The following is an 18,798-nucleotide window of genomic DNA, read 5'->3' as shown; positions in this document are numbered from 1 at the left end:
TCGATAAGTGCCTAATCTGTATAAGTAACAGCACTTCCGTTCATCTGTACATTTTCCAATACCAGGTTTTTAACATTCTCAAGACTTAACTCCTGACCTACAGTATCGATCGTAAGATCTTTAATAAAAATATTACTAACCGGAGATTCTTCGTACCCCTTTACAAGAATACCGTATTTCCCTCCATTTGAAACGGTTACGTTTTCCACGCTCACATTTCTGATAGTAGGAATGAAATCACCCGGATCGCCGTAAAACATATTGAACTTGACAACAGCTTCTTTTACCTGTCCCACTTTTACGTTTCTCATGTAGACATTCTCTATGATACCTCCTCTTTCGGAGCTGGTCTTCAGCCTCAATGCCCTGTCAAGGTTGGGACTGTCCATAAAGCAGTCCTCGGCAAAGACATTCCTGGCTCCTCCCGATGCTTCACTACCAATTACCACTCCTCCGTGCCCATCTTTCATTTCACAGTTTTGGATGACAATATTTTCACTCGGTACGTCGATCCTTCTACCATCTGCATTTCTTCCCGATTTGATGGCGATGCAGTCATCTCCCGTATCAAAATAGCAGTTTTTGATCCATACATTTTTTGAGGATTCCGGATCACATCCATCACTATTCGGCCCCGCACTTATCACACTTACGCCATCAATAATGACATTATTGCAAAGCGTGGGATGCATGATCCACATGGGTGAATTGGTAAATGTCACTCCTTCTACTAACACCCTGTTACATTTATAGGGTTGAAAAAACTGAGGTCTCAGCCCAGACTCCACGCCAAATTGACGATCAGAAACAGGAACTCCATCCTGACCCATCCTGAAAAGCCTCGGTCGGTTTTGTTCGTCCCGCTGAGTAGTCATTCCTTCTTTCCACCCATAATACCCGGCACCACACCATGGCCACCAGTTGTTATTACTGGCCTGTCCATTAAGTGTTCCCTTTCCCGTAACAGCAATATTTTCTTCCTCATAGGCATATACCAGAGGACTCAGGCCCATCAACTCTACCCCTTCCCAGCGAGTATGTACTAATGGTAGATAGTCTTCCGGCTGTGTCGAAAAGCGAAGCTCCGCACTATCCTCCAAATAAAGATTGACATTGCTTTTCAGGTAGATCGGTCCTGTATGATAAACTCCTGCCGGCACCTTGACTTTCCCACCACCTGCAGCATTACAGGAATCAATTGCCGCTTTAATGGCCTCTGCATCGCTCTGTCCATCATCGGCCACGGCACCGTAATCCAATATTGAAAAGATATTATCAGGAAAATCAGTTATCTGAATCTGGCTAATTATAGAATCAAGCTGATCCCATGGGTCCATTCTTTCCACCACTTTAGTTTGAGGTTTACAGGCAGTGATGATTACCACTGCCATTATCGTTAAAGCTAATATTAGTCTCATTGTGGTAAACTAACATTGAGTGAGGTATTCAATTTAATAAGTTCCTGGCTGAGATACTTCTTAAAGGTTTCAACATCTTTAACTCCATTGGGCTCCAGTTCCCAGGCAGCCAGAAAGTAATAGGTCACTGATTCCGCAGGTTTGAACACTAACACATGGCTATGGTCTGGTTCAGCCTGAGATGCGATATCCTCCTTTTTAGCTAAAACTGCCATTCCCAGGTTATCTCCGTTCAGACTATATTTTCCATGAGTAGCGATGGCTAGATAATCGCCCTCTTCCAGTTGGATATACTCTTCATCTTTACTTCTGACCAGCCCCGTGCAGAAGCCGGTTAAAGGTTGATCAAAAGCTACTTCATGCTTTGTTACTCGGGACGCAGCCTGGATACTGAGTTTCGACACCAAGGAGACCGTATCTTCCTCCGTCACCCAAGAGTCGTATTTAGTGGTGATTACAGATTCGAGATTGCCATTTTTGGTGATCTCACAGGACATTCCTGCCATGTTTTGGAACCTGTATAATGAATCATTCTGAAAACGGCCGATGGCTCCCATACCTAGTGAGTAACCTACCTTAAGGACATCCATTCCCCAATCGCTCAAGACATGATAGGAGTCAAACCCATCCTGACCTACGTTTTGCAATACCATATCAGAAGTGGTTTTTCCAAAAATGTCTACTCCATTTCTCCAGTCCAAGTAGCTACGGTAAGCTACCATGTCGGATTCCCAACCTGGCCCTTCATACCTGATCCAATAGGAATGATCGGTATGACTCTCTGGAACTGTTACTTTTGTCTGGTTGACAAATTCGCCTCCGATATATTTTTGACCTTGCCACGCTCCTCCTTCTTTCACTGAAATCTCTGCCTGGGTCATTTTCACAGGTTCACCTCCCGATGATTCGGAAACTATAAGCTCCAACGATACCCCGGCCTTGACCTCTGCCACAAGTTTAAGTTCATCTGTCAGGCCATCACCATTAGCATCAATCCACTCGGACGGTACAATCGTTCCATCAGCATTCTGAATCTCCTTTCCGGTAGCTGGCCAGGCTTTTTCGGATACATCCACAGATACTACTTGCTTTCGCTGAAAGTCTGATGGATTGGAGATGACTATTTTCTGTTGAGGAGACTGCGTGCATGCAGCAGCTACTAATAGAGGGGTTAGGTAAGCAAATCGCTTCATTTGAGTTTAGATTTAGTAATTTACGGATTAATGAATAATGTCAATAAGCAAATGCAATTCGACCTTCAAACAATCATTTTAATCTATAAAAACGATCGGAAAATTCATCGAAGAACAAAATTGTAATGAAATTCTGCAATTTATCACTAAATTTGCGCAATCGATTACGCCGTAATTTAACATTGAATATGGAAACGACAATAACTAAGCTCAACAGAGCTAATGCAAACACCCAAAATCTACCTATAAAAATCGTTCAGTTTGGTGAAGGAAACTTCCTGAGAGCATTTGTGGATTGGTTCATCGATCAACTAAATGAAAAGGCGGATTACAATGCCGGGGTTGCCATCGTACAACCTCTTGAATTCGGCATGGTAGATATGTTGGCAAAACAGGATAGCCTTTACCACCACCTGCTCCAGGGGCTGGAAAATGGAAAAACAGTTGATGATGCGCGTCTGATCAGTTGTGTTCAGAAGGCGATCAACCCATTTCAAAACCTTGGTGATTATTATGCATTAGCAGAAGAGCCAACGTTAAAAATTGTATTCAGTAATACCACCGAGGCGGGAATCGTCTTTGATGAAAATGATCAACCGGAAGGTAAAGCATTGGCAACCACTTTCCCGGGAAAATTAACCCAGCTATTAAAGCATCGCTTCGACCATTTTTCAGGATCTGATGATGCAGCGGTTGGAATTATTCCATGCGAACTGATTGAGTCCAATGGCGATAAGCTTAAAAAATGCATTGAGCAGTACATCCAATTATGGGATCTAGGTTCAGACTTCGCATCATGGGTTGCTGAGAATATTCACTTTGCAAATACACTTGTAGATCGTATCGTTCCCGGATATCCTAAGGATGAGATCAACGAGATAAAGGAAAGAATTGGGTATGATGATAATCTTGTTGTGAAGTCCGAAAGTTTCCATCTATTCGTAATCGAAGGAGATGAATTTATCCAGGAGCATTTTCCAGCACACAAGCATGGATTTAATGTTAAGTATGTCAAAAGCATCACTCCATACAGAACTCAGAAAGTAAGAATCCTGAATGGTGCTCATACCTCTATGGTACCAGTCGGTCTTTTGTCAGGTATTGAAACCGTTAAAGAAACCGTTGATGGAGACGTCTCTGGCAAGTTTGTAAATGAGGCCGTCTTCAATGAAATCGTAGAAACCATCAGTATTCCAGGTGAAGATCCAAAGGATTTTGCAAAACAGGTTATTGCCAGATTTCAAAATCCCTTCATCAGACATGAGCTCATCAGCATCTCCCTAAATTCAATCTCAAAATATAAAGTAAGAGTACTCCCTACGGTGCTGGATTACCTTGACAAAAAAGGAAGTCTACCTGATAAACTTGTATTCTCACTGGCATGCTTGATAGAACTCTATCTTTCTGATAAATTTACGCTGAAAGACACCCAGGAATACCTTGACTTCTTTGTGGAATTGAAATCATCAGGGGCCAACAAGAAGACCATTGCCTCCAAAGTATTGGCGAACACCGCTTTTTGGGATCAGGATTTAACACAGGTTACTGGGCTAACACAAAAAGTAACAGATTACCTTGAAGCTATTGAGGAAAGTGGAGTTGTTGAAGTTTCATCCAAACTTTAAGTGCCTCAAGGAATAGAAAAACATTTAACTTATAATTATTAACACTAAAGATGAAAAAGGCGATTCTCATACATGAAAATGATGATTTGGCCGTAGCACTTACTGACCTTTCAAAAGGAGAAGTGGTAAATGTTTCAGGACAGGATATCACCCTACTGGATGCGGTACAGGCCAAGCACAAATTCGCCATGAAGGATTTCAAAGAAGGCGATGAGGTTCACATGTATAATGTGGTAGTTGGTGTGGCAAAATATGCCATCAGCCAGGGTCAGGCTCTGACCGTTTCCAACCTTGTCCACAAGTCTGAATCTTTCAGCAGTGAAGAAAAACATGAATTCGTATGGGAGAAGCCAGACGTTTCAAGATTTGATGGTCGTGAGTTCCTTGGTTATCATAGAAAAGATGGCCAGGTAGGTACTGGCAATTACTGGCTGGTGTTTCCCTTGGTCTTTTGTGAAAACCGAAACATTGAGACCATCAAGAAAGCCTTTGAAAAGGGATTGGGATTTGAAAAACAAGATCCCTACACTGCCCTGGTAGACAAACTGGTTCAAAAGTATGAAAGTAATGAACTGGCAAGTGGCAATATAGAATTCGATCTGGAATCTATAGCCTCCAGCGCAACAAGCCCGAAAGTTTTCGAAAACATTGATGGCATCCGTTTCTTAACCCATCAGGGAGGTTGCGGTGGTACCCGTCAGGATGCTGAAACGCTTTGCCGATTACTGGCTGGATATGTCAACAATCCAAACGTTGCCGGTGCAACAGTCCTCAGCCTCGGGTGCCAAAATGCCCAATCTAAAATTTTAGAAGATGCGCTGAAAAAGGTCAATCCGAATTTGGATAAGCCTGTGTTGATCTACGATCAACAGGAAACCGGGAAAGAACAGGAGCTTATCAAAAATGCTATTACAGGTACTTTCATGGCGTTGGTAGAAGCTAACAAAGAAACCAGGAAGCCTGCTCCGTTAAGTAAGCTTGTTGTTGGATTGGAATGCGGAGGATCAGATGGGTTCTCTGGTATCTCTGCAAACCCATCTGTTGGGTATGTTTCCGACCTTGTTGTAGGATTAGGTGGTAAAGCCATCCTCTCCGAATTCCCTGAGCTTTGTGGTGTAGAACAGGAATTAATCAACAGAACCGTAGAGAAGCAAGACGCTGACAAGTTCGTAGAGATCATGAGAGCATACGAAAAAGCGGCCGTGGAGGCTGGCTCAGGTTTCGACATGAACCCTTCTCCGGGAAATATTAAGGACGGGCTCATCACCGATGCCATGAAGTCTGCGGGAGCAGCTAAAAAAGGAGGAACTTCACCTGTCACGGCGGTCCTGGATTACACAGAATACGCTACAAAACCAGGCTTGAACCTACTTTGTACGCCGGGTAATGACGTGGAGTCTACTACCGGACTGGCCGGATCAGGAGCAAACGTGATATTGTTCACCACTGGCTTAGGAACGCCTACAGGAAACCCGGTAACCCCGGTTCTGAAAGTAGCTTCAAATTCGGCGCTTGCTCAAAGAATGCCTGACATCATAGACATCGATACCGGACCGGTCATAAGAGGCGAGAAAACAATCGAGGAAATGGGAGAAGAGATGTTGGAATTTATCATTGACATCGCCAGCGGGAAAGCTCAATCCAAGGCCATGATCCTGGGACAGTATGACTTCATTCCATGGAAACGAGGAGTGTCGCTATAATGATTTAATTTAGTGGCACGACCAAGATTTTAATGACCCGCTGAATAATTATTCACAACAAAAGGAAGCCATATGGCTTCCTTTTTTGTTTTCTCTAAGAAGACGATGTCATTAAGATTACTTGGCAATCGCTTGGCTGTGCCGAGTGATTTATATGTCTTCGGCCTTAGGCCGATATCACTTTTACTTGCCTATGGTCATAAGCACTACTAAAACAATAGTGTTCGGGGCTTTCAACTATTCCTGATTTTACAGGATTCATATGAATGTAGTCTATTTTTTGATCGATGACCTCATTTGAAAATAATTTAATGGGATGACTTGTTTTCTGCCAAACCTGATATTCCTTGTTTTGTTTCTGACACTTAGCATAATACCTAAACATATGTAAAAGCCATTCTTTTCTGCTTTCGCCACCATCACAACTAATATATTCAATTACTTTCCTAGCCGTATGGCTCTTGAAGTCCCGAATAAAATCACTCATTAATCCACCTTCTCTTCCGGCAACCAAATGAACATGACTCGGAATTATGACATAAGCATAGATTTCCAAATCTTTGCTTTGCTGACAAAATTTTAAACTATCCATAATAATCTCACAGCACTCCTTCCGAGTGAAAAGATCAATCCAGCCAACGATGGTGAATGTGAGAAAATAGGCGTGATCACTATTTGCCTTTCGTAATTCGGATATAGCGGTAATTTATACAGCATAACTGAAACATAGCTAACTAGACAATAATCATGGCTATAAGCTATTATCATATTTCTCACTCGGGTTACTCGAGCGAGTGCCTAAAATTTTCTTCACTATCAACAAATTATGCGGTTACAATTAAGATTTCGATCGCAATACAATTGCGATCAAGCAACATTTTTTGATTAGAGTTCCTTCAACCAGCGGATCAGTTCCTCCGACCACTGCGACAATCTCCCTTTCCCACTGGCAAGCCCAAATCCATGACCTCCGTACGGATAGAGATGCATTTCCACGGGCACATTCTGAGCCTTTAGTGCTGAGTATAGCTGCAGTGTATTTTCAACGGGCACACTTCTATCATCCTGGCTATGGGTAATGAAAGTGGGTGGCGTGTTCGATTTAACTTGTAGTTCATTAGAATACCACTCAACGTTCTCATTCGTCGGACTTTTGCCTAGTAAATTGAGTCGTGACCCCATGTGGGTATAATCTAGCTTCATGGTGACCACCGGGTAAACCAGTACCATAAAATCGGGTCTGTTTGATTCATCGAAATGCGTTCCCAACGTTGATGCCAGGTGACCTCCGGCCGAGAAGCCCATTACTCCTACCCTTTGTGGATCGACACCCCATTGTTCAGCATTTTCTCTAATCAACTCCATCCCTCTTTTGACATCCATCAAAGGAGACAAATGTGGCTCTTTATTGGATTCATCTTCCGGCAACCGGTATTTCAATACCACCCCAACTATGCCTTGTTCATTAAGCAACTGTGCCACCATGGTACCTTCCTTATCATAGGCCAATCGCCCATATCCACCACCTGGACATATGAGAACCGCTTGTTTTGAGGTGTTTTCGGATTCCGGAATGAAAACCTCAATGGTCGGCTCTACTACCTGACTGATCTTACGAGAACCTTCGATCACTGTCCTCTCTTCCATTGCTGAAGGAATGGAATTAGGTACTTCATCATCCCATAAAGGGATAATATTTCCCTGTGCTAAAAGTAGAATTGAGCTAAACATAAATGTCAATAAGGCTAGTAAATACTTATTCATCTGAGTTGTTGTTTAGGACGATGGTCATGCGTTTTTTCCCTTTCATCTATCAAAAGTACCAAGTCGTCTATATTTTAATTGTGTTACCAAAATAATTCTATACTTTCACTTTATTATTCAAAAAATTAACAACTTTTAAACCGAAAAATAAAACCTCATCAACTTACAATCGTAAAGTCACAGACCACAAATCTGTAAACAACCACCAGTACTTACGCACCATTATCAATCTGATTTTAATATCATTAAACCCCAAATGATATGGACTTGAATAACTTAAACAGGCTGATTGAACGGGTGATAGACATCCAAAATCACAAACAATTTTACAGGGATTTCGACCCTCTATTAAGAGAAAGTCTAGAAGAATGTCTGCAGGAAATAAAACTCCAGTATGGCTCATTCTTACTGGAGAAACTATTCGATATCTATGATGACTATTTCAGTGACAATGAAATGAGAAGCATTGAAGAGTACCTCACTTCTGACGGAGTGGAAGTAGATGGTGACGATTTCGAAGAACCCCACACCAGATTAACCATTCGACCCTACCCTTTGAGATTTGTGGTGAATGGGATCACTAAACCTTTTAAAGAAATTATTTGGACAGCAGCCTGATGACGATCAGGCTCTTTCACTTAATTCTAACCAACGCATTTCTTTTTCTTCAAGTTGCTTCTTGATCTCATCAAGCTGCTCAGCGGCCCTCTGAAGTTCCTCATAGCCAGTCTCCGTGGACATGGATGTTTCAATTTGTGACTTCTGAGCTTCCAGGTTCTCTATCTCCCTCTCTAACCCTTCAAACTCCCGTTGCTCATTGTAAGAAAGCTTTTTCTTCTCGATTGTAGGGGTGGATTCAACCATTGATCCCTTCTTAGGGTCCGACTTTTTCACAGCCTCCTCATTCGGCCTGCTAAACAATGATTTGCTCTGCTCCCGTAGATCAGTATAGTTGCCCGGAAAGTCTCGGATCACACCTTCACCCTCAAAAACAAATAGGTGGTCGGTAAGTCGATCCATAAAGTAACGATCGTGAGACACTACCATCAGGCAACCTTCAAACTGCTCCAAATAATCCTCAAGCACATTTAAGGTCATCAGGTCTAAATCGTTAGTAGGCTCATCGAGGATCAGGAAATTAGGATTTAGCATCAGTACTCTTAAAAGCTGTAACCTCTTACGCTCTCCCCCACTGAGTTTGCCAACCACGTTAAACTGCATCTTCGGAGGAAACAGGAACTGATTCAATAACTGTGAGGCAGTCACCTGTGAACCATCAGCCAGACTTATTACCTCCGCTACTTCCTTTACAATATCAATAACCCTCTTATCAGGATCAAATTGCTGCTCTTCCTGGGTATAATATCCAAACTTCGTGGTCTGTCCCACATCGAGTTTACCACTATCCGGTTTTTCCAGCCCGGTAATCACACTCAGAAATGTAGACTTCCCTACTCCATTAGGCCCTACAATTCCTACTCGTTCTTTGCGACGGAAAGTATATGAAAAGTTATCCAGTAGCTTGAGGGTATCGTATGTTTTAGAAACGTGCTCCATCTCCAGGATTTTCTTTCCCTGACGCTCACCCTTGAGATTTACCTCCAGTTCCTGTTTAGCTACATTCTTAGAAGCCTTCTCTTTGGTATCATAAAAGGCATCGACCCTGTATTTGGCTTTCGTACCTCTGGCCTTCGGCTGTCTCCTCATCCAATCTAGCTCCTTTCTGAGCAGGTTACGGGCCTTGTCCACAGAGGCAGCATCCTGCAGTTCGCGTTCGGCCTTTTTCTCAAGGAAATTCTGATAGTTACCCTTATAGCGAAACAATTCTCCATTGTCGATCTCGATGATCTCATTGGTCACCCGATCCAGAAAATATCGGTCGTGTGTTACCATCAGGATGGTGAGGTTAGCAGTTGCAAGATAGTTTTCAAGCCACTCAATCACCTCCAAATCCAGGTGGTTGGTAGGCTCATCCAGAATAAGAAAATCAGGGTTCACGATCAGCGCTCGTGCCAGGGCCACCCTTTTGCGCTGACCACCGCTCAGCTCATTCATCTTTTGAGACAGATGATGCACACCTAGCTCTCCAAGTATTTTTTTGACCTGACTTTCATAATCCCAGGCATTGAGCTGATCCATCTTCTCAATCAATGGTGTAATGTCCGGTGCATTCTCAGGATTAATCGTAGCCTCATCCAAAGCCATTTCATAGTCCCGAATGACATTGAGCTCCTCTATATCTTCTGAGAAAACTGCCTGAACTACCGTATCCTCATCATTGAAAACAGGGTTCTGAGGAAGAATAGAAACCGTAAGTCCTTTTCTAAAGGACACCAACCCCCGATCGGGCTGCTCCAGCCCCGCAATCACTTTTAGCAGCGTAGATTTTCCGCATCCATTCACACCAACTAAAGCCACTTTCTGACCCTGATCTAACCCAAAGGTTAGATTTTCAAAAAGTTGCCTTTCATCATAGCTCTTTGCAAGCCCCTCAACTGACAAGTAATTCATAGTGGGCAAATTTAGCTGTTCAATATTTCCCGATGGGAAGAATTTTTGAAGCATCTCAATCAACCGACGGCATAATCATTTGACCTTTTCCCCAACCTCTAATGGCTTTTCATAAATATTTTTGAATCTTGTCGGAAAGTGAGATTTATGATGCGAAACTTCTATTTAATCCTGTTACTGTTTGTGGGCTTCACCTCTTTTGGACAAACGACCATAAAGTATCAGGTGAACCCCTTCAACCTCGATCACCACGAAATTAAAGTCACTATCGATTTTTCTGAGATTGAAAAAGAGAACCTGGAAATCAGAATGCCCAATTCATCCCCAGGCAGATATGCTATTCATAATTTTGCCAAAAATCTCTATGGAGAGAAAGCCTATGATCAGGAGGGCAACCAGCTCACTATCCAAAGACTTTCACCTTCCTCATGGGCCGTTCCTGTGGTGAATGGAGCCGTAAGGTTTGAATATATCCTCTTTGCGAATCACGCAGATGGGACTTATGCCGGATTCGATGCACAACGAATCCACATGAATATGCCTGCTGCTTTTGCCTATGGCGTAGGACTGGATAACAGGGAAGTTGAGTTATACATCGACCTCACAGAACACCCTGAATGGAGCGTAGCCACCCAGATTCCTAAAACCGGTGAGAACACGTTCAGGGCGCCGAATTATTACTACTTCTATGACAGTCCTACTGTTGCCGGCAGTTTTAGATATGCCAACTGGAAAGTAGAGGATCAAACCATTGAAATAGCCATGATGCATGACTGCTCAGACGAGGACTTTGAGAAATACGTGTCCTGGACTCAGGCCATTGTCGAACAGGAAAGAGCGGTCTATGGAGAACTCCCCCGGTTTGACTATAAGAAGTACACTTTTATCTGCTCCTATAGTCCCTATGTATTCAGGGATGCGATGGAACATAGAAACAGCACCATTTGTACCTTTCCCGGCAGCCTTGAAATGTATGCTTCTTATATGATCAGTAGTCTGGCTCACGAATTTTTTCACTCCTGGAACATCGAAAGAATCAGGCCCGCTTCTCTCGAACCTTTTGACTTCGATCATGCGAATATGTCCGGAGAGCTTTGGTTTGGTGAGGGCTTTACGAATTACTATGAAGCAGTCAGTCAATGTCGAGCCGGAGTGATGACTTATGAATCATTTCTTGAAAATGCTTCCAACGTCCTTAACCGGGTAAAGAACTCACCCGCACGGGAATTTCGCAACCCCATACAGATGAGCTACAATGCTCCGTACGTGGATGCGGCTGCTTCTATTGATGCAACCAACTACCCCAACAATTTCATCAGCTACTACACCTACGGAGAATTGTTAGGATTAGCGCTTGACCTCAGTCTTCGTTCGAATCTCAAAAAGCTTACCCTGGACGATTACATGCAATATGTCTGGTCGAAATTCGGTAAGACTGAAATCCCCTACACCATTGATGATCTTCAGGAAGCTCTTGGAAACGTAACTGGTGATCAGGAGTTTGCCAACAATTTCTTTGATCAGTATATCTACCAATCAGCATTACCTGACTTTGAAACACTTTATGACCAGTTTGGTATCAAGATTACTTTGGCTAACCCGGGAAAAGTCAATTTTGGAAGCCTGGAAATTAATAACTCAGGATACCTCACAACACCAGTTTTAAAGGGCACTGACCTGTATCCAACAGGCATCGACAAAGGGGACCGCATACTTAGCCTCAACGATCAGGTAGTTACCGGCAATTCCTCTCTAAAAGAGCTCATTAAATCATTGAAACCAAACGAAAATTACACCCTTGGATTTGAGAAGATGGGAGAAAAAAGAGAAGCCCAATTTTCTACCAGTCAGGATCCAACGGTAAGCTTGCAATTTGAACCCAATGCAGGTAAAAAGGACATTAAGAATCGAGAAGCCTGGCTAGGGCCAAAATAAAAAAGCGCAACTACCGGAGTAGTCACGCCTTTAATCACCGCCTAATCTGCCTCCTTTAACGGAGAGGCGATAAAAATGATTCCCTTCCTCGTAATTTTTTTATAAAATCAATATGCGTTTTTTAGTATGGATGGCTCAAGCAGGTTGTAAAAAACCGAGTCCGACTGGCTGATACAGCAACCATCCCGTAATACTGAAACGGTCCTTGTGGGTCATGAGCACCTCATGTTCCACCAGGTTGCTTCGCATGAGGACAAGTCTTCTGCCTATGGGTTGAATGGTTTTTTCTTCGTGGTCCAGGTACACTTTTAACTCTCCGCCATCGCCCTCCTGCCAGTTTTCATTGAGGTATAAAATGACCGAAATCAGTCGATTGTTGCGCTGCTGAAACTGGTCTAGATGTCTTTTATAGTAAGTACCCTGCGGATAATGGGCAAGATGTATTTCGGAGCCTGATAAACTCAAATAACAATACCGGTTAAGTTTTTGAATAATAACCCCCAGTCTTTCAAAATAAGAGGCCACCTCTAAATCCGTATCAGCGTTTAGCCATCGGATATAATCACCTCGAATTTTCTTATCAACCTGAAACTGATCCAACGTACCAATACCTGCCTTATCAAAGGTCTCCTGGTTCAGTTCCTTTCTGAGAAATTGATTGAAGGATTTCAGCTCTTCATCAGATATAAAATTATCAATCACCAGATAATTCTGCTCAGACAATGCATCAACCCAGTTGACCCATTGATCATCATCGTAGAGATTTATCAAATACGTATAAAAAAGTGTGCGAATTTAGTCTAATTGCTGTTATACAAATCATTTATTTTTTACCGTCACCATCATTTGATCACACGCTCTCAAAGCTTTGATTTAACAGTTCAAATAATACCTTTGTCCGAAGGCACACGACTTAGAAAAAATGAAATTCGGAACCAAAGCAATACACGCAGGACAGCACCCGGATCCTACCACCGGTGCGGTGATGACACCCATTTATCAAACCTCAACGTTTGCCCAGGAATCACCTGGTAAGCACAAGGGTTTTGAATATGCACGAACGCAAAATCCAACCAGATCGGCATTGGAAGCTAATCTTGCAGCTCTCGAGAATGCAAAATTTGGAAGATGCTTTGGGTCCGGACTGGCAGCAACGGATTCCATTCTCAAAACCTTGAAACCCGGAGATGAAATCATCAGCACGAATGACCTGTATGGTGGCACCTTTCGGCTTTTCACTAAAGTTTATGAGCAGTACGGGTTGAAGTTTCAATTCATCAATATGACGGATGCTTCAATGTTGACAGAGGCCTTTACTCCAAACACCCGACTGGTATGGATAGAGACGCCTACCAATCCAATGATGAATATCATTGATATCGAGACTGTAGTAAAAATGGCCAAACAACATGGAGCCATCACTGTGGTGGACAATACCTTCGCCAGCCCCTATCTGCAAAACCCGATTGATCTGGGTGCGGATGTGGTCATGCATTCCGTCACAAAGTATATCTCCGGCCATTCAGATGTTGTCATGGGCTTTGTAGGCACCAACAATCCTGCTATTGATGAACAGATTGGATTTATTCAAAATGCCAGTGGAGCCGTTCCCGGGCCGCAAGATTGCTTTTTAGTATTGAGAGGGGTTAAAACACTTCACGTTCGAATGGATCGTCATTGTTATAACGGTGAGCAAGTTGCCCGATTCCTAAAATCACATGATGCCGTTGACAAGGTTTACTGGCCAGGTTTTGATGATCATCCCAATCATGCAATAGCCAAAAAACAGATGAAGAACTTCGGTGGTATGTTGTCCTTTGCCCTAAAAGAAGACAGCCAAAGTAAAGCATTTTCAGTGCTGGAAAAACTGAAAGTATTCACCCTTGCCGAATCGCTTGGGGGCGTAGAGTCTTTGGCGGGACACCCGGCAAGTATGACGCATGCAAGTATCCCGAGGGAACAGCGATTGGCTGGAGGGCTCACAGACTCTCTGATCAGGCTTTCCGTAGGCATTGAAGATCACGAAGATCTGATAGCAGATCTCCATGAGGCCCTCAGTTAGAGAATTGCTTAGCAAAAGCCTGAAAACCTTAGCAGTTTATCAATCTTTATAGCTGCTTATTAACGATTGCACAAACGAATCACTTTGTAATTGAATTTTTAACTATTTTGTGGGTTGACAAGCAGTAAATAGCTGAACATACATGCACGACATCAACTATTGGCCACTCTTTATCATCATTGTTATCGCCTGGATGGTGCCGTTGGTATTATCATGGCTTGAGATTGGGAAGCTACCTTCTGTTATAGTAGAAATTATCATTGGGGTATTGGTCGGACCTTTCGCTTTGGATCTCATCGATGAAACTCCCTACATGGATTTTCTAGCGATTACGGGCTTTTTATTCCTGATCTTTCTTGCCGGTCTGGAAGTGGACGTTAGTAAGATCATCGCATCAATACCAAGAAAGCGTCCGAGAGTGATTGACCTGGTTAGTAACTCCATGTTACTGGCGATTTTCATTTACGCCATGTCACTGGCCCTTGCCTACCCATTCGCATTGATCATGAATCAATTCATCGAAATTGATCTCATCTTCTACATCATTTTGCTCCCTACTGCAGCGATAGGCATCATCGTTCCGATCATAAAAGCCGATGGACAGATGGCTAGAAAGTATGGACAGACCCTGCTTATGGAGGGTGCCATCGCTACCATCATGAGTATCATCCTGATTTCAATCTACTCCGGGGTATTGAAGAAAGGATTTCAAATTGAACTACTGCTTTTCACGGTCATTTTCATCGTGTTTATGCTTACCTACATGGTTGGAAAACGACTGATGAAGCAGAGGAATTTCCAAAAGCTACTTTATACCCTGGAACATGCTGCCAGTCAGATCAGGGTTCGAGGTGCGGTGGCGTTGCTACTCCTTTTCATCATCATCGCCCACCTCATCGAAACTGAGCTTATCATGGGAGCCTTCTTTGCCGGGACTGCATTGAGCCTCTTTATGAGTAAGAAAAGGTCTGCACTGATGTTCAAGCTGGATGGCATGAGCTATGGCTTCTTTATACCCATCTTCTTTATTATGGTTGGGGTGAACCTCGACCTTTCAGCACTTAGCGAATTCAGGGCCTCAGTTCCCTTTATTCTTACCCTGGCTGGCGGGTTCTTTGTCACACAGATAATTCCTGCCTTCATCATGGCGAAGGTATTTGGCTGGAAAAAAGCCCTTGCCGGAGGTATTCTACTTTCTGCCAGACTTGGAGAGACGATCGCCACAGCACAAATCGGACTTTCTCTTGGAGTCATCACCTCTGCTGATAATGCTGCCATTGTGACGGCATCGATCATCACCAGTATCATTTCTCCATTGGCTTACAACCTTTTTAGCCAGGAGAAGTATACCCATTTCGATATTTACATACTTGGAGGTAGCCGTGTGAGTAGATTCCTTTCAGAGCGCTTTAAAATGCATGGACTATCATGTATAACCATCATCCAGCGAGAAGAGGTGATTCCGGATTTCGAGAAGAAGGGTCTGGACTTCAGGCACGTCGAAAAATTGGATGGGTCGGTTATTCAAAAGCTCAGTATCAGGACAAACGATCTTTTCATTATTCTCACCGAATCGGACAAGCTCAACGTTGAGCTTACATCGTTCCTAAAAGATGAACTTCATCACTCCAAGATCATCACCCATAAGCAGCCCAAAACTAAGGTGATGGCCAATGCCCATGAAGATATGAAGCTGGTAGACATGGATGAGATCATGGCCAACCATGTGGAGGACATGATCGTAAGACCAGACTCTATTTCAATGCTCAATAAAAGTTTTGGTGACTACCGGGTAGAAGAAATCCAGATCACGAAAGGCGATGTTCATAGAAAAATGGTCAAGGAAATCGCCTTCCCTCCTTCCGGATCATTGGTGCTTCAGAAAAGAAATGGCGAAATCTTCGTTCCACACGGAGATACGCACTTGCTCAACGGCGATGTACTGACAGTGATCGGGAATGCTACCGCTCTTGCAGAGTTCAGAACGATCCTCGAAAAGTAAGCTAACGGTACTCCATTTCACTAATTTGAGGACAATGAACTAAGGTCAGTCAACTAAACCTGTATATAAAATATTACCTGTTCGGATAGACTCAAGAAATATTTATTCCAGGTATAAAAAATCTTCTTTTCGGCATAGAAATTAATGCACCTTTCTCATTCATTTTGCGTTATAGAATCCGACTTATGAATATCTGATGAAATTAAAAATCAGCAAGAAACCTCTCGTATTAGCTGTACTAATCATGGTTTCAATTATGGTTCCTTCCTGGAGTATCACCGACGATCCTTCTGATTCAGAATTTGATCTCTATTTAAAGCAACAATACGAGAACCTTCAGGTATCTACAGACGGCTCAAAGCCTCCTTTTGATGTTTACAAACGTGGAATGGTTGGATATTTAAACCTGAAATCTGATGGTCAACCAATCGCCAACGAGAAAATAACCTTAATAGATTTCCGAATGTCATCCAGAAAAAAACGTATGTGGGTTCTGGATCTTAAGTTGAACCAGGTCATCTATCATCGACTCGTTGCTCATGGGAAAAACACTGGTGAGGAGTATGCAAGACAATTTTCCAATACCAAAAACTCAAACCAGAGCAGCCTTGGGTTTTATATTACAGGTGAGAACTATTTCGGTAAACACGGAATATCTCTCAGACTTGATGGAATGGAGGCTGAGTTCAATAGTAAAGCAAGATCCAGGGCCATCGTAATGCATGGTGCTTCTTATGTAAGCAAAGACTTCATCAACACCCATGGCAGATTGGGTCGAAGTTTTGGATGTCCGGCTATCGCACTTTACAAACATACAGAAATCATCAAAACCCTGGCAAATGGTTCCGTTCTGTTCATCTATTACCCATTAAGAGACTATGAAACGAGAACGCTACTTAATGATTCCGCAAAAGCCTGGAACTATCTTCAAAGTCTGACTCAAATGGTCAAATCCTAGGGGCCGGCTCTTTCAGAACGTTCAATACTTTCTCATCTCTTGAGTAAATATCCTTTCTGAAATTTAAGACACCGTTTTCATCAACAAAACAAGTCCAGTATTGCATGTGTACCTGTATTGGAGATTTTAAGATCACTGAATAATTCTGACGAGACTTAAGGATAGACCGGGTCTTTTCTTCCGACCATTCGGTATCGGTCATTAGAATGTGATTGGCCAACTCTAAGGGTCTAGAAAGCCTGATACACCCGGAGCTCAGCGCCCTGTCTGACTTTCCAAAAACCTCCGGATGATTGGTATCATGCATATAAATATTGTACGGGTTTGGAAAGATGAACTTGACCTGGCCTAGTGCATTGTTCTTACCCGGATCTTGTCTTAAAGTGTATCGGAAGTTTTTCAAGCTGGCTGTTGCCCAATTAATACTCGATGATGGAACAATTGAGCCATCTGCAGCAATGATCTTGATGTTCAAGCTGTTTAAAAAATTTGGGTTCTTCATCTGCGCCGGGATGATGTCCTGACTCAATATTGTAGGCGGGATGGTCCAATAAGGATTAAAAACCAGATAAGTCATTTTAGCTGAAAAAACCGGCGTTTGACGATAAGGTTTTCCTGTTGCTACAATCATCTCAAACTCAACTGACCCCTCATTAACCATCTCTAATTCAAAAGCCGGCAGATTCACCATAATGTACTTTGACCCAAGGCCTTGTGGTAACCACCTGCACCTTTCAAGATTTAATTCAATCTGAGAGATTCTGGTGTTCACAGGGATATTCATCGCGTCTAAAGTCATTTTCCCCAGGTTGGCGTCCTCCTCGAGTCCATGTCTTTTCTGAAAATACTTTACCGCTTCTTGTAATATCTCATCGTAAAGGTTATCCTCATCATAGGTATAAGGTTTAAGGTCTCCGGTTAATCGCAATCTTCTTCGCACTAATGGAATCCTTGAGTCTCTCGTGTCCGGCTTGATGGTTTCACCTATAGGTATAGTCTCCCATCCGCCTTTTTCAGCTATTCCTCTATATTTTGCCAGTTGATCCTTCAGCCGTTTATAGGCTTTAAAAGTTGGTTTAACCGCTTCGAGCATAGCTTGGATGTCGCGCTTTTCAAGAGCTTCATTCAGCAATTTCACGGGATCACCCTCTCGACGCGAAACTTTCCAATCCGTATCAATAGTCTGGGGATTCACTTTTCCGGACATCAGGTGAGAGGAAAAAAGTAAAAACGAGTCTGTCAACAGTAACTCCAGATCCGTCTTTTCATAAGTACTCAAACGCTCCTTTCCTAGCAGGTATTCCAACTGCTCCAAATGATAATCTTTAGGGTTTAACCCTTCATACTCTGAAACCCTAATAGACTCAATGAGCTCATGGGCAAGCATTTCATTCCAAGCCGGTTCAAAAAAACGAGAGTTATAAAACTGAGGAACTGCTTGCCTGCAACAGATCAAATCCCCCTGAACCTGCATCATCCTTGAGTCAGCGACCGATTCAATTCTGATTCGCAGCTCATTTGCCAAATCCTTGGTGTCTTGTGCACGAAGACAACCCGAGGCCAGCAGAAACAAGGTATAAAGCATAATAACCCTGACCTTTTTCATAGTAATGAATATAACACACAA

General features: G+C 42.8%; 14 protein-coding genes. 7 read left to right on the top strand and 7 right to left on the bottom strand.

The genetic code is table 11. The features are described from left to right. Positions 1-11: 11 nt before the first annotated feature. Both NXR94_RS15680 and NXR94_RS15675 read right to left on the bottom strand, forming a co-directional pair. Complete coding sequence (locus tag NXR94_RS15680) at positions 12-1,418, bottom strand: glycoside hydrolase family 28 protein (protein ID WP_258105614.1); 1,407 nt, start codon at positions 1,416-1,418, stop codon at positions 12-14. Next, positions 1,415-2,611 carry a DUF4861 domain-containing protein gene (locus NXR94_RS15675; protein ID WP_258105613.1) on the bottom strand — a complete coding sequence of 399 codons (1,197 nt, stop codon included), beginning with the start codon at positions 2,609-2,611 and terminating at the stop codon, positions 1,415-1,417. Before NXR94_RS15675 ends, NXR94_RS15680 begins: the two co-directional genes overlap by 4 nt. 188 nt (positions 2,612-2,799) lie before the next feature. Between NXR94_RS15675 and NXR94_RS15670 the strand changes: the two genes are divergently transcribed. After that, positions 2,800-4,236 carry a tagaturonate reductase gene (locus NXR94_RS15670; RefSeq protein ID WP_258105612.1) on the top strand — a complete coding sequence of 479 codons (1,437 nt, stop codon included), beginning with the start codon at positions 2,800-2,802 and terminating at the stop codon, positions 4,234-4,236. Positions 4,237-4,286: 50 nt separating this feature from the next. Next, positions 4,287-5,939, top strand: coding sequence for a UxaA family hydrolase (locus tag NXR94_RS15665; protein ID WP_258105611.1), 1,653 nt, complete (start codon positions 4,287-4,289; stop codon positions 5,937-5,939). 166 nt (positions 5,940-6,105) lie between these two features. On the opposite strand, the gene NXR94_RS15660 is transcribed toward NXR94_RS15665, so the two are convergent. After that, on the bottom strand, positions 6,106-6,531 hold the full coding sequence (locus tag NXR94_RS15660) for a transposase (protein ID WP_258105610.1): 426 nt from the start codon (positions 6,529-6,531) through the stop codon (positions 6,106-6,108). A gap of 293 nt (positions 6,532-6,824) precedes the next feature. Then, on the bottom strand, positions 6,825-7,703 hold the full coding sequence (locus NXR94_RS15655; RefSeq protein WP_258105609.1) for an alpha/beta hydrolase: 879 nt from the start codon (positions 7,701-7,703) through the stop codon (positions 6,825-6,827). 261 nt (positions 7,704-7,964) lie between these two features. On the opposite strand from NXR94_RS15655, the gene NXR94_RS15650 reads away from it, so the two are divergent. Further along, positions 7,965-8,321: a hypothetical protein gene (locus tag NXR94_RS15650; protein ID WP_258105608.1), complete on the top strand. Its 357-nt coding sequence runs from the start codon at positions 7,965-7,967 to the stop codon at positions 8,319-8,321. A gap of 6 nt (positions 8,322-8,327) precedes the next feature. Here the strand turns inward: NXR94_RS15650 and NXR94_RS15645 are convergent, their stop codons facing one another. Next, positions 8,328-10,214 (bottom strand): ABC-F family ATP-binding cassette domain-containing protein, encoded by a 1,887-nt coding sequence (locus NXR94_RS15645; RefSeq protein WP_258105607.1) that lies wholly within the window; start codon positions 10,212-10,214, stop codon positions 8,328-8,330. Between the two features lie 147 nt (positions 10,215-10,361). Between NXR94_RS15645 and NXR94_RS15640 the strand changes: the two genes are divergently transcribed. Continuing rightward, entirely contained in the window at positions 10,362-12,149 is a 1,788-nt protein-coding gene (locus NXR94_RS15640; protein ID WP_258105606.1) for a M61 family metallopeptidase, read from the top strand. Between the two features lie 135 nt (positions 12,150-12,284). Here the strand turns inward: NXR94_RS15640 and NXR94_RS15635 are convergent, their stop codons facing one another. Next, positions 12,285-12,920 carry a 2OG-Fe(II) oxygenase gene (locus NXR94_RS15635; RefSeq protein ID WP_258105605.1) on the bottom strand — a complete coding sequence of 212 codons (636 nt, stop codon included), beginning with the start codon at positions 12,918-12,920 and terminating at the stop codon, positions 12,285-12,287. A gap of 151 nt (positions 12,921-13,071) precedes the next feature. On the opposite strand from NXR94_RS15635, the gene NXR94_RS15630 reads away from it, so the two are divergent. The 3 genes from NXR94_RS15630 (at position 13,072) to NXR94_RS15620 (ending at position 17,171) form a co-directional block, all read left to right on the top strand. Next, a complete protein-coding gene (locus NXR94_RS15630; protein ID WP_258105604.1) occupies positions 13,072-14,211 on the top strand; it encodes a cystathionine gamma-synthase in 1,140 nt (379 codons plus the stop codon). A gap of 142 nt (positions 14,212-14,353) precedes the next feature. Continuing rightward, on the top strand, positions 14,354-16,213 hold the full coding sequence (locus NXR94_RS15625; protein ID WP_258105603.1) for a cation:proton antiporter: 1,860 nt from the start codon (positions 14,354-14,356) through the stop codon (positions 16,211-16,213). A 196-nt stretch (positions 16,214-16,409) separates the two neighbouring features. Continuing rightward, entirely contained in the window at positions 16,410-17,171 is a 762-nt protein-coding gene (locus NXR94_RS15620; protein WP_258105602.1) for a murein L,D-transpeptidase catalytic domain family protein, read from the top strand. On the opposite strand, the gene NXR94_RS15615 is transcribed toward NXR94_RS15620, so the two are convergent. After that, positions 17,161-18,777 (bottom strand): murein L,D-transpeptidase, encoded by a 1,617-nt coding sequence (locus NXR94_RS15615; protein ID WP_258105601.1) that lies wholly within the window; start codon positions 18,775-18,777, stop codon positions 17,161-17,163. The genes NXR94_RS15620 and NXR94_RS15615 overlap by 11 nt on opposite strands. Positions 18,778-18,798: the final 21 nt, after the last annotated feature.

The sequence above is a fragment of the Marinoscillum sp. MHG1-6 genome (assembly GCF_024714475.1).
GTDB lineage: Bacteria > Bacteroidota > Bacteroidia > Cytophagales > Cyclobacteriaceae > JAMZMI01.
Note: the sequence above shows the minus strand (reverse complement) of the source record. Positions and strands in the feature narration are given on the sequence as shown.

Bases quoted from the DNA above. Each gene is read 5' to 3' on its own strand.
- NXR94_RS15680 (WP_258105614.1), bottom strand. From the start codon at position 1,418: ATGAGACTAATATTAGCTTTAACGATAATGGCAGTGGTAATCATCACT.
- NXR94_RS15675 (WP_258105613.1), bottom strand. From the start codon at position 2,611: ATGAAGCGATTTGCTTACCTAACCCCTCTATTAGTAGCTGCTGCATGC.
- NXR94_RS15670 (WP_258105612.1), top strand. From the start codon at position 2,800: ATGGAAACGACAATAACTAAGCTCAACAGAGCTAATGCAAACACCCAA.
- NXR94_RS15665 (WP_258105611.1), top strand. From the start codon at position 4,287: ATGAAAAAGGCGATTCTCATACATGAAAATGATGATTTGGCCGTAGCA.
- NXR94_RS15660 (WP_258105610.1), bottom strand. From the start codon at position 6,531: ATGGATAGTTTAAAATTTTGTCAGCAAAGCAAAGATTTGGAAATCTAT.
- NXR94_RS15655 (WP_258105609.1), bottom strand. From the start codon at position 7,703: ATGAATAAGTATTTACTAGCCTTATTGACATTTATGTTTAGCTCAATT.
- NXR94_RS15650 (WP_258105608.1), top strand. From the start codon at position 7,965: ATGGACTTGAATAACTTAAACAGGCTGATTGAACGGGTGATAGACATC.
- NXR94_RS15645 (WP_258105607.1), bottom strand. From the start codon at position 10,214: ATGAATTACTTGTCAGTTGAGGGGCTTGCAAAGAGCTATGATGAAAGG.
- NXR94_RS15640 (WP_258105606.1), top strand. From the start codon at position 10,362: ATGATGCGAAACTTCTATTTAATCCTGTTACTGTTTGTGGGCTTCACC.
- NXR94_RS15630 (WP_258105604.1), top strand. From the start codon at position 13,072: ATGAAATTCGGAACCAAAGCAATACACGCAGGACAGCACCCGGATCCT.
- NXR94_RS15625 (WP_258105603.1), top strand. From the start codon at position 14,354: ATGCACGACATCAACTATTGGCCACTCTTTATCATCATTGTTATCGCC.
- NXR94_RS15620 (WP_258105602.1), top strand. From the start codon at position 16,410: ATGAAATTAAAAATCAGCAAGAAACCTCTCGTATTAGCTGTACTAATC.
- NXR94_RS15615 (WP_258105601.1), bottom strand. From the start codon at position 18,777: ATGAAAAAGGTCAGGGTTATTATGCTTTATACCTTGTTTCTGCTGGCC.